The sequence below is a fragment of the Pseudomonas sp. NFPP02 genome (assembly GCF_900119355.1).
GTDB classification, from domain to species: domain Bacteria; phylum Pseudomonadota; class Gammaproteobacteria; order Pseudomonadales; family Pseudomonadaceae; genus Aquipseudomonas; species Aquipseudomonas paracarnis.
In genome coordinates this window covers 514,755-526,322 of the sequence record NZ_FPJI01000001.1, presented here as the reverse complement: position 1 = coordinate 526,322, position 11,568 = coordinate 514,755, and the positions used below count along the sequence as shown (strand labels likewise).

Annotated in this window: 11 protein-coding genes; 6 read left to right on the top strand and 5 right to left on the bottom strand. The window is 61.6% G+C overall.

Annotated features, from left to right (window positions below; translation table 11 throughout):
* Positions 1-16: 16 nt before the first annotated feature.
* From BT204_RS02455 to aspA, 3 genes are all read right to left on the bottom strand, one after another.
* Complete coding sequence (locus tag BT204_RS02455) at positions 17-994, bottom strand: asparaginase (RefSeq protein WP_072445656.1); 978 nt, start codon at positions 992-994, stop codon at positions 17-19.
* A gap of 76 nt (positions 995-1,070) precedes the next feature.
* Positions 1,071-2,516: an alanine/glycine:cation symporter family protein gene (locus tag BT204_RS02450; protein ID WP_054916993.1), complete on the bottom strand. Its 1,446-nt coding sequence runs from the start codon at positions 2,514-2,516 to the stop codon at positions 1,071-1,073.
* A 392-nt stretch (positions 2,517-2,908) separates the two neighbouring features.
* Positions 2,909-4,333, bottom strand: coding sequence for an aspartate ammonia-lyase (aspA, locus tag BT204_RS02445; protein ID WP_003195657.1), 1,425 nt, complete (start codon positions 4,331-4,333; stop codon positions 2,909-2,911).
* 181 nt (positions 4,334-4,514) lie between these two features.
* Here aspA and BT204_RS02440 point away from each other — a divergent pair, with 181 nt between their 5' ends.
* The 5 genes from BT204_RS02440 (at position 4,515) to BT204_RS02420 (ending at position 8,310) form a co-directional block, all read left to right on the top strand.
* A complete protein-coding gene (locus tag BT204_RS02440) occupies positions 4,515-5,423 on the top strand; it encodes a LysR substrate-binding domain-containing protein (protein WP_019818139.1) in 909 nt (302 codons plus the stop codon).
* Between the two features lie 333 nt (positions 5,424-5,756).
* Complete coding sequence (gene purE, locus BT204_RS02435) at positions 5,757-6,248, top strand: 5-(carboxyamino)imidazole ribonucleotide mutase (RefSeq protein ID WP_003195648.1); 492 nt, start codon at positions 5,757-5,759, stop codon at positions 6,246-6,248.
* Positions 6,249-6,259: 11 nt separating this feature from the next.
* Positions 6,260-7,345, top strand: a complete 1,086-nt coding sequence (locus BT204_RS02430) for a 5-(carboxyamino)imidazole ribonucleotide synthase (RefSeq protein ID WP_054896064.1) — start codon at positions 6,260-6,262, stop codon at positions 7,343-7,345.
* A 105-nt stretch (positions 7,346-7,450) separates the two neighbouring features.
* The gene (locus BT204_RS02425; protein WP_005792540.1) at positions 7,451-7,696 is read left to right on the top strand and encodes a GlsB/YeaQ/YmgE family stress response membrane protein; all 246 of its coding nucleotides are present in this window, start codon (positions 7,451-7,453) and stop codon (positions 7,694-7,696) included.
* Positions 7,697-7,773: 77 nt separating this feature from the next.
* Positions 7,774-8,310, top strand: a complete 537-nt coding sequence (locus tag BT204_RS02420; RefSeq protein ID WP_034129130.1) for a DUF3299 domain-containing protein — start codon at positions 7,774-7,776, stop codon at positions 8,308-8,310.
* Between the two features lie 114 nt (positions 8,311-8,424).
* Here the strand turns inward: BT204_RS02420 and BT204_RS02415 are convergent, their stop codons facing one another.
* Positions 8,425-9,324, bottom strand: a complete 900-nt coding sequence (locus BT204_RS02415) for a D-hexose-6-phosphate mutarotase (RefSeq protein ID WP_072445655.1) — start codon at positions 9,322-9,324, stop codon at positions 8,425-8,427.
* 58 nt (positions 9,325-9,382) lie between these two features.
* A complete protein-coding gene (locus BT204_RS02410) occupies positions 9,383-9,787 on the bottom strand; it encodes an acyl-CoA thioesterase (protein WP_003176975.1) in 405 nt (134 codons plus the stop codon).
* A 406-nt stretch (positions 9,788-10,193) separates the two neighbouring features.
* On the opposite strand from BT204_RS02410, the gene BT204_RS02405 reads away from it, so the two are divergent.
* Complete coding sequence (locus tag BT204_RS02405; protein ID WP_034129128.1) at positions 10,194-11,483, top strand: MFS transporter; 1,290 nt, start codon at positions 10,194-10,196, stop codon at positions 11,481-11,483.
* Positions 11,484-11,568: the final 85 nt, after the last annotated feature.

Genomic DNA, 11,568 nt, shown 5'->3' with positions numbered 1-11,568 from the left:
GGGCTGTCTTGGGCGTTCAAGCTGGGTTGGTACGCAGGTCCAACTCTACCAGGCGCCGCACTTCCTCGACGGCAAGGCCGGCACCGAGCAGGGCGTGCAACTTGCCGAACGCGGCTTCGCGGGTCATGCCTGCGCCGGACAACACGCCGGCGCCCCGCAAGCGGCTGCCGGCCTCGTAGACATCCAGCTCTACACCGCCTTCATGGCACTGAGTGATGGCGACCACCACCACACCTTGATCTTGCGCACGCTGCAAGCTGGCGAGGAACTGCGGATTATCGCTCGGCCCGGTGCCGCTGCCGAAGCACTCCAGCACCAAGCCCTGAATGCCGCTGCTGATGATTGCGTCTAGCTGTGCAGCGTCGAAACCGGGTATCAGCGGCAGTACGCCGACGTTCGCCAAGGCTTTGGGCTGACGGTAATCCAGCGCTGCCGGCAGGGTTTCGGCACGGGCGAAGTCATCCTTGCGTTGCAAGGCCGCAAACGGATTGCGCCCAAAACTGCGAATCTTCGCGCAGCGGGTCGGTGCCATCAGCGCGCCGTGGAAGTACAGGTGCACACCCGGCTCCAACCCTTCGGCCAAGGCTGTCAACGCACCGCTGACGTTTTCCCAGGCATCGCTGTCGGGCACACCGGCGGGCAGCATCGAACCGGTGAACACCACCGGTGCCGGCAGGCCCAGCAGTTGGAAGCTCATGGCCGCCGCGCTGTAGGCCAGGGTGTCGGTGCCGTGCAGGATCAGCACGGCATCGCAGCCGGCGTCTACCGCCTCGACCACGGCGCTGCGCAGGCGCTGCCAGTAAGCGGGGTTCATGTTGGCGCTGTCGATCAGTGGTGACATTTCCCGGAAGCGCCACGCGGGCAGGTCTGCGTCGGCGAACTGTTCACGCATGCGTACTTCAAAACCAGACGCGGGTGCCAGGCCATTGGCGCTGGCCTGCATGCCAATGGTGCCGCCGGTATAGAGCACCATCACGTTATTAGCTGATTGCATCGAAAATCTCCTGAACGAAAAACGCCGCCGGGCCCAGAGCATGCCCAAGGCCGGGCGGCGTGTCATCTAGCCGTGATTAACGTTGCGCTTGAGCGCTCAGTTCAACTGCCGGGGCCGCTTCGGTTTTCACCGGGTTGGCCGGCCAGGCCTTGCGGTCCAGGTCCAGGTCGGGGAACTGGCTGGAATCGAACACCGGGGTCTTGATACCCGCCGCGCGCTGGTTGTCGTAGTCGTTGAGGATGCGCATGGCAATCTTGAACAGGAACGCCAGGGCGAACAGGTTGACGAACGCGAGCATGGTCATGGTGATGTCGGCGAAGGCAAACACCGTGCTCAAGTTCTCGATGGAGCCCCAGAAAATCAGCACCAGCACCAAAGCGCGATAACCCATCAGCACCTTGCGGTTGTTGCCGACCAGGAAGCGCAGGTTGCTCTCGCCCAAGTAGTAGTTGTACATGATCGACGTGAACACGAACAACGCCAGGGCCACCGAGATGAACATGCGGCCCCAGTCACCCACTACTGCCGCCAGGGAGTTCTGGGTCAGGGCAATGCCGTCGCCTTCAAAGCCTGGGGTGTAGAAACCCGACAGCAGGATCAGCAACGCAGTACAGGTGCAGATCACGAAGGTGTCGAGGAACACGCTGAACGCTTGCACCACGCCTTGGGCGATAGGGTGTTCTACCGACGCCACTGCCGCCACGTTAGGCGCACTGCCCAAGCCTGCTTCGTTGGCGAACACGCCGCGCTTTACACCCATGATGATCGCGCTGCCCACCAGGCCACCGAAGGCTTGGTCGAGGCCGAACGCGCTCTTGACGATGGTCGCGAGCATGGCCGGTACGTGGTCGAATTGCAGCACGATCACGTACAGGGTCACGGCGATGTAGACCAGGGTCTTGACCGGCACCAGCAGGTCGGCGATCGAGGCGATACGCTTGATCCCGCCGATGAAAACCAGGCCCAGCAACACCGCCAGCGCGAGGCCGGTGTAGGTGGTGTCGAGGCCGAAGGCGTTGTTCAGCGAGTGGGTGACAGCGTGTGCTTGCAGGCCGTTGAAGGCAAAGCCGAAGGTCACCAGCAGCAGGAACGCCATGACCATCCCCAGCCAGCGCTTGTGCAGGCCGTGCTGGATGTAATACGCCGGGCCGCCACGGTAGGTGCCTTCAGCGTCGGTGCGCTTGTACAACTGGCCGAGGGAGCACTCGATAAAGCTCGAAGACATGCCCACCAGCGCGGTGACCCACATCCAGAACACGGCACCCGGGCCACCCAACGTCACGGCAATGCCGACACCGGCGATGTTACCGGCACCCACGCGGCCGGCCAGGCTGAGCATCAGCGCCTGGAACGAGCTGAGTTGGCCGGCGCTGCTCTTGAGGCTGTCTTTAAACACCGAGAACATGTGGAAAAAGTGACGCAACTGCACGAAACGCGAGCGGATCGTGAAATAACCGCCGAGCCCGACTATGAGCACGATCAGTACTTTCCCTGAGAGGAAGTCGTTGATGACTTCGAGCATGGAGTGTTCCTCGCTGATTTTTCTAATGGCAAACGCAGGACGGTCCGACGCATCGCTCGGCACCAGGCAGTGCACGACGCTCGATCCCCATCCTTTTGCGGGTGTTGTTATTCATGCGCTTTCGCGTGGTTCCCGGGCCTCGTTACCGACAGCCGCAGACGCGAAGAGGGGCGGCACTATACCTAGGCGAGCGTGATCCGTCTGCACGGGGCGATTAAAGGTTTCAGCGCGGTCGCGGAAGGGGAGGAAGGTTTGCGGTGCGATATTAGATTTTTTATGGGCGTCATGGAGCAACCTCAAGGCAAAAAAAAGGGCCTGAAGAACGAGCCTTCAGGCCCTCAAAAGGTGAGAGGTGTCTAGTCCCTCAACCTGGTGAGCGGTGCAACAAACGCTTAGGCCTTCAGCGGGACCAAGCGTGGAGCGATCATGTTTTCCGGGCGCAGGATGTCGTCGAGCATTGCGTCGTCGAGCAAGCCTTCTTCACGCACCAGTTCCAGCACGCCGCGCCCGCTTTCAAGAGCGATACGCGCAATGCGGGTGGCGTTTTCATAGCCGATGTACGGGTTCAGCGCGGTGACCAGGCCGATGGAATGCTCCACCAGTTCGCGGCAGCGTGCTTCGTTGGCGGTGATGCCGACGATGCAGTGCTCGCGCAGCATGTCCATGGCGCGTTGCAACAGGCGGATCGAGTCGAAGATCTTGAAGGCGATCAGCGGCTCCATCACGTTCAACTGCAGTTGGCCGCCTTCGGCTGCCATGGTCAGGGCCAGGTCGTTACCGATGACCTGGAACGCTACCTGGTTGACCGCTTCCGGGATCACCGGGTTGACCTTGCCGGGCATGATCGAGCTGCCAGGCTGGCGAGCCGGCAGGTTGATCTCGTTGATGCCGGTGCGTGGGCCGCTGGACAGCAGGCGCAGGTCGTTGCAGATCTTCGACAGCTTCACGGCGGTACGCTTGAGCATGCCGGAGAACAGTACGAAGGCGCCCATGTCGGAGGTGGCTTCGATCAGGTCGGCTGCCGGTACCAGCGGCTGGCCGCTGATGGTGGCCAGGCGTTGTACGGCCAGGGCCTGGTAGCGCGGGTCGGCGTTGATGCCGGTACCGATCGCGGTGCCGCCCAGGTTCACTTCGGTCAGCAGCTCTGGCGCCAGGGTTTTCAGGCGGGCCAGGTCTTCACCCAGGGTGGTGGCGAAGGCGCGGAATTCCTGGCCGAGGGTCATCGGCACGGCGTCTTGTAACTGGGTGCGGCCCATTTTCAGCACATGGCTGAACTCGGCGCCTTTGGCGGCGAACGCCTGGATCAGGCTGTCGAGGCTGGCCAGCAGCGCGTCATGGCCCAACAGCAGACCCAGGCGGATCGCGGTCGGGTAGGCGTCGTTGGTCGACTGCGCCATGTTCACGTCGTTGTTGGGGTGCAGGTACTGGTATTCGCCCTTCTGGTGACCCATGGCCTCCAGCGCGATGTTGGCGATGACTTCGTTGGCATTCATGTTGGTTGAAGTGCCGGCGCCGCCTTGAATCATGTCCACCACGAACTCTTCGTGGAAATCGCCGCGGATCAGACGAGCACAGGCTTCGCTGATGGCAGCGTGCTTGGCTTCGCTGAGCTGGCCCAACTCGCGGTTGGCGTCAGCGGCCGCTTGCTTGACCATTGCCAGACCGACCACCAATTTCGGGTAATGCGAAATCGGAACGCCCGAGAGGCGGAAGTTATTCACCGCTCGCAGGGTCTGGATGCCGTAATACGCTTGAGCCGGTACTTCGAGTACGCCAAGCAGGTCTTTTTCGGTACGGAATGATGCAGCAGAGGACATGACGGAAATCATCTCAATATGGACCCGGAACTGGCCGGAACGCTGCGAATGCTAGGCTTGTAGAACTTTTTGGGCCAATGCTGTTAAACACTGGCCTATGCACAAACGGCATAATGTGGATGTGACCCGGTTATCTTGGCGGGCGTGTGTGCCAAAATGGTGCATTCCGTGGGAGGCAGTGATGAACCTTGAGAGCAAGTGGTTGGAAGACTTCAGCGCCCTGGCGGCGACGCGTAGTTTTTCCCAGGCGGCTGAGCGGCGCTTTGTCACCCAGCCGGCGTTCAGTCGGCGTATCCGCAGCCTGGAAGCCGCGCTGGGGCTGACGCTGGTCAACCGTTCACGTACGCCGGTGGAGCTGACGGCGGCCGGGCAGTTGTTTCTGGTGACGGCGCGCACCGTGGTCGAACAGCTCGGTGAAGTACTGCGCCATTTGCATCACCTGGAAGGCGGGCAGGGCGAAGTCATGCAAGTGGCGGCCGCCCACTCCCTGGCCTTGGGGTTCTTCCCGCGCTGGATTGCTCAGTTGCGCAACGAGGGCTTGAATATCGCCACGCGGCTGGTGGCCACCAACGTCGGCGACGCCGTGCACGCCCTGCGCGAAGGCGGTTGCGACCTGATGCTGGCGTTCTACGACCCCGACGCGGCGATGCAAATGGACGCCGAGATTTTCCCGTCGCTGCACCTGGGCAACACTGAAATGCTCCCGGTGTGCGCCGCCGATGCCGAGGGCAAGCCGCTGTTCGACCTGGAGGGCGAGGGCAGCGTGCCGCTGCTGGCCTACAGCGCCGGCGCGTTCCTGGGCCGCTCGGTGAATTTGCTGCTGCGCCAGAGGGCTCTGCGCTTTACCACCATCTATGAAACCGCCATGGCCGACAGCCTCAAGAGCATGGCCCTCGAAGGCTTGGGGATCGCCTGGGTGCCGCAGTTGAGCGTACGTGCAGAGTTGGCACGTGGCGAACTGGTGGTGTGCGGCGGGCCGCAATGGCATGTGCCGCTGGAGATTCGCTTGTATCGCTGCGCGTTGGTGCGCAAGGCGAATGTGCGGTTGTTGTGGAGGAAGCTGGAAGGTGGGGCAGCGCAAAGCGCTTGAGCCCAGCGCAGAACACATGTGGGAGCTGGCTTGCCTGCGATAGCGGTGTGTCAGCCAACCTATTTGGCTCTGATCCACTGCTATCGCAGGCAAGCCAGCTCCCACAGGATTTCGTGGTGTATTCGCTGACTCTTAAGTCAATAAAACCGCCACTTTGCGCCGCTAGACAGATGGTCATCCCAGGGGCTGTTTATCTGGATTATTACGGTATACTGCGCGGCCTTCGGCCGGTCCAAACCGGCCTTAATTCGTACACCAAGCCACGCTGGATTTCCCGCGTGGCTTGTTGTTTTTTGACGCGCCTGCGGGCGCCCAGAGAGAAGAGGCACGACGATGAGTGCATTGGTTGGCGTGATCATGGGCTCCAAGTCCGATTGGTCCACCCTTAGCCACACCGCCGATATGCTGGAAAAACTCGGCATTCCGTACGAAGTGAAGGTGGTCTCCGCCCACCGCACCCCGGATTTGCTGTTCCAGTATGCCGATGAAGCAGAATCCCGTGGCATCGAGGTGATCATCGCCGGTGCCGGCGGCGCGGCGCACTTGCCTGGCATGTGTGCGGCCAAGACTCACCTGCCCGTGCTTGGCGTGCCGGTGCAGTCGTCGATGCTCTCGGGCGTGGATTCGCTGTTGTCCATTGTGCAGATGCCGGCTGGCATTCCGGTGGCAACCCTGGCGATCGGCAAGGCCGGTGCGATCAACGCAGCCTTGCTGTCCGCCAGCATCCTGGGCGCCAAGCACCCGCAGTTTCATGCGGTGCTGAAAAAATTCCGTGCTGAGCAGACAGACAGCGTGCTGGACAATCCAGACCCACGCATCGCCTGAGGTTGTTGACGATGAAAATCGGTGTAATCGGTGGCGGCCAACTGGGCCGCATGCTGGCTTTGGCGGGTACGCCGCTGGGGATGAACTTCGCTTTCCTGGACCCGGCGCCGGACGCCTGCGCTGCGGCCCTGGGTGAACACCTGCGCGCTGACTACAGCGACCCGGACCACCTGCGCCAACTGGCCGATGAAGTTGACCTTGTGACCTTCGAATTCGAAAGCGTCCCGGCCGAAACCGTGGCCTTCCTGTCGCAGTTCGTGCCGGTGTACCCGAGCGCCGAAGCCTTGCGCATCGCTCGCGATCGCTGGTTCGAAAAGAGCATGTTCAAGGACCTGGGCATTCCGACGCCGGCCTTCGCCGACATCCAGTCCCAGGCCGACCTGGACGCGGCGGTCGCCAGCATCGGCCTGCCGGCGGTGTTGAAAACCCGCACCCTGGGCTACGACGGCAAGGGCCAGAAAGTCCTGCGCACCGCGGCCGATGTGGTCGGCACTTTTGCCGAGCTGGGCAGCGTTGCCTGCCTGCTGGAAGGCTTCGTGCCGTTCACTGGCGAAGTCTCGCTGATTGCCGTACGCGCCCGTGATGGCGAAACCCGCTTTTACCCGTTGGTGCACAACACCCACGACAGCGGCATTCTCAAGCTCTCCGTGGCCAGCACCGACCACCCGTTGCAGGCCCTGGCCGAAGATTATTCCAGCCGCGTCCTCAAGCAACTGGATTATGTCGGCGTGATGGCGTTCGAGTTCTTTGAAGTCGACGGTGGCCTCAAGGCCAATGAAATTGCCCCGCGCGTGCACAACTCCGGGCACTGGACCACCGAAGGCGCCGAGTGCAGCCAGTTCGAAAACCACCTGCGGGCGGTGGCGGGCTTGCCGTTGGGCTCCACGGCCAAGGTCGGCGAGAGCGCCATGCTCAACTTCATCGGCTCTGTACCGCCGGTGGAGCGTGTGATGGCGATCGACGATTGTCACGTGCATCACTACGGCAAGGCCTTCAAGGCCGGGCGCAAGGTCGGCCACGCCAACCTGCGTTGCAAGGACCGTGCGACGCTGCAGGCGCAGATCCTCAAGGTTGAAGCGCTGATCGCCGAACAATAAGCCTGACCACGGCGGGAACCATTGGGGTTCTGCGTCTCTCTGATTGCAGGATGCCAAAGGCTGACTAGGCTTTGGCATGACTCATACCAATCAGAGGGAAATGCCATGGGTATCATCGGAACCATCTTTATCGGCTTGATCGTCGGCCTGCTGGCGCGCTTCCTCAAGCCTGGCGACGACAGCATGGGCTGGATCATGACCATCCTGCTGGGTATCGCCGGTTCCCTGGCCGCGACCTACGGCGGTCAGGCCCTGGGGATCTACCAGGCAGGCCAGGGCGCAGGTTTCATCGGCGCGCTGGTGGGTGCCATCGTGTTGCTGGTGATCTACGGCCTGATCAAAAAGAAGTAATCAGCCGACAAAGTCCTCTGCGCTGCGCAGGCGCAGAGGGCTAGAATGCTCGGCACTTGTATTTGCCGAGCCTCTCCATGCGCCGTCTTCTGTTAACGCTTCTTCTGCTGGGCTCTGGCCTGGCGCACGCTGGCGAACTGCCGGAAACCGACTGGCTCGACCTGATGCCGCTGTCGGATCAGAAAGCTCTCGAAGCCATGCCCGAGATCGACCACAACTCCCCCGAAGCTCAAGGCACGTTCACCGAAAAGGGTGGCTTGAAGCAGAGCAAGGGCCTGCCTGCGGTGATGTATTCCACCAAGACCGTAGCGGCCATGAACGGCAAGAATATCCGCATTGGCGGCTATCCGGTGCCGCTTGAAACGGACGCCAAGGGCCGTAGTACGTTGTTCTTCCTGGTGCCTTACCCGGGCGCCTGCATACACGTGCCGCCACCGCCGCCTAATCAACTGGTGCTGGTGCGCTATCCCAAGGGGTTGAAGCTGGATGATATCTACACGCCGCTGTGGGTCACGGGCACGCTGAAGGTGGAGACGGTCAATAACGACTTGGCAGATGCCGCGTATGCGCTGGAGGCGGGGAAGGTGCGGGTGGTGAAGGAGTCTGATCTCTAAAGCTCAGAGCATAATCTGTGGGAGCTGGCTTGCCTGCGATAGCAACGCCTCGGTGTTCCTGATACACCCAGTTGCCTGCATCGCAGGCAAGCCAGCTCCCACATTTGATTGGGTTTACAAGGCCAGTGCCGTGATGCTCACGCCTAGAGTGTGGCTTTCGCCGGGCGCCAGGTTCACAACATCGTCCAGCACGTTGGCCGTCTCGATGCACAACATACTCTGCCAGCCGTCATCGGCCATATCGTCGAAAGCCTTGGCGCGTTCGGTCCAGGGGTTCCAGACCACGGTGGATTTCGAGCCTTCGCTGGTGAGCTGGATACGGCGCTGCCAATCGCTATCGACGATGTTCAACTGGGCCGGCGTATTCAGGTAAATGCGGTCTGTTTCGGCGCTGAAGTGCAGCAGCCCGGCTTGCTGTTTCTCGGTCCACCCGTCGGCGGTATCGATGTAGGCCACGCCATCCAGCCCCTTGACCTGCACTTTGCGCACATCGCTCACGGCGAAGTAGGTGTGCAATGCCTGGCTGAGGGTCACGGTGTCGGCGCCGCGGTTGTGGCTGGTCAGGCGGATGTGCAGTTGGTCATCCAACAGCAGGCTCAGCGTCAGGTCTACCTGATGGGGCCAGCCTGGAAAGCCGCCAGCCGGCACCGGCAATACCAAGTCCACTCGCAGCGTCTGGCCGTCGAGTTCGGTGGTGGCCAGTTCCCAGCGGGCGGTGCGCACAAAACCGTGGGCGCCGGCAGGCTGATCACTCTGGCGCATGGCTTTGACGCTTTGCGGGTTGCGGTCGAACACCCCGAACCACGGCCAGCACACCGGTACGCCAGTACGAATGCCTTTGCCCTGCTTGAACACTGCCTCAGGGTTCGGCCAGATCAGCGGCTGTTCGCCCTCGCGCTGGTAACTGAAGATATGCGCACCCTGTTGGGCCACCATCAGCTCGGCGCCGTTGTGGCGGATGCGCCAGCAGTCCAGCTCGTCGATTTTTACCGTCTCAACGTGGGGCGTAGGCATGACAAAGCTCTCTTAGTGGCAGGCAATGGGGCAATTGACCGTTAAAACCCGGCGAGGTTTAACGCGCCCGTGACGGTACCGAGCGCGTGCGGCCGCTGCCATCGATGGCGACGAACACGAATACGGCTTCGGTCACCTTGCGCCATTCGCTGGACAACGGATCGTCGCTCCACACTTCGACCATCATTTGGATCGAGCTGCGGCCGATTTCCAGGGCCTGGGTATAGAAGGAAAGCTGCGCACCCACGGCCACCGGCACCAGAAACGCCATGCGATCAATGGCCACGGTGGCCACGCGCCCACCGGCGACCTTGCTGGCCATTGCCGTGCCGGCGAGGTCCATCTGCGCGACCAGCCAACCGCCGAAGATATCGCCAAAACCGTTGGTTTCACGCGGGAGCGCGGTGATTTGCAGGGCGAGATCGCCTTGCGGGATAGGATCTTCTTGTTCGAGTTCGATCATGCCGAGGGTGCCTCTGACCCGTGACGCTTCATGGGTATTTCAAGTGGATAGCCGTCTTCTTAGAAAAACGTTTCAGCACCAACATACACCGCTCGATGCGTTTCTCGTAAGGCGAACTAAAGGGAAACTCTGCCAAATCGGCTGGATGGCACCCAACAACGTTTTGGCACAGCAGCCCCTCAAGACAGCGGGTCTGGCGCTTGCACCGGCGAGTATATCGAGACCCTGGCGCCACGACGACCTCCCGACGCTCATTTGGTCGGTAAATAGACGCTGTATCGGGGCTTTTGCGCGCAACTGTGCTCCTGGCGCTGTGCTTTTTCGGGCGATTTGCTATCTTGCCAAACCCGCCGCAAGTCACGGGCGTGCAGTCCTTTACGATGATTACTATAAGAGAAGCCTTGCCATGTCCTCCGTGCCCGCAAGCAGTGCGCAACCCTCGCGCCCGCTGACCCGCAACGACTACAAAACCCTGTCGCTGTCTGCCCTGGGTGGAGCGCTGGAGTTCTACGACTTCATCATCTTTGTGTTTTTCGCCACCGTGGTCGGGAAACTGTTCTTCCCTGTCGACATGCCCGAATGGCTGCGCATGATGCAGACCTTCGGCATCTTCGCCGCCGGCTACCTGGCGCGCCCCTTGGGCGGCATCATCATGGCGCACTTTGGTGATCTGCTGGGGCGCAAGAAGATGTTCACCCTGAGCATCTTCATGATGGCCGTACCCACCCTGATCATGGGTCTGCTGCCCACCTACGCGCAGATCGGCCTGTGGGCGCCGGTCCTGTTGCTACTGATGCGCATCATCCAGGGCGCGGCGATCGGCGGCGAAGTACCGGGCGCCTGGGTGTTCGTCTCCGAGCACGTCCCGCCGCGCCACATCGGCTACGCCTGCGGCACCCTGACCAGCGGCCTCACCGCCGGTATTCTGCTGGGCTCGTTGGTGGCTACCGCCATCAATAGCGCCTATACACCGGAACAGGTCTCTGATTACGCCTGGCGGATTCCTTTCCTGCTCGGCGGCGTATTCGGCCTGCTGTCGGTGTACCTGCGTCGTTGGCTGCATGAAACCCCGATCTTCGCCGAGATGCAGCAACGCAAGAGCCTGGCCGCTGAACTGCCGTTGCGCGCCGTGTTGCGCGATCACCGTGGCGCCATTGTGCTGTCGATGCTGCTGACCTGGCTATTGTCGGCCGGCGTGGTGGTAGTCATCCTGATGACCCCGACCGTGCTGCAAACCATCTACCACTTCAGCCCTACGGTTGCGCTGCAAGCCAATAGTCTGGCCATCGTGACCCTGAGCCTGGGTTGCATCGCCTCGGGTGCGCTGGCCGACCGTTTTGGCGCCGGTCGCGTGCTGGTCACAGGTTGCGCACTGCTGCTGGCGACTTCCTGGACGCTGTATCACAGCCTGATGGCCCACCCCGACTGGCTGTTCCCGTTGTATGCCTTGACGGGTCTGTTTGTCGGTACCATCGGCGTGGTGCCCTACGTGATGGTCAAAGCCTTCCCGCCGGTGGTGCGCTTCAGCGGTCTGTCGTTTTCCTACAACGTTGCTTATGCCGTGTTCGGCGGGTTGACGCCATTGGCGGTGTCGCTGCTGATGAAGGAGAGCCCGATGGGCCCGGCTTACTATGTGGCCGTCCTGTGTGTGATGGGGATGCTGGTGGGCGGGTATCTGTGGAAACGCGGCCGCTGAAGCCTGCACATTCAGATAGTGGCCTTTCATCTAATTGTCATATTTCAGACATAGAGTGTTCACACGGCCTGCCGATACTTGGCCC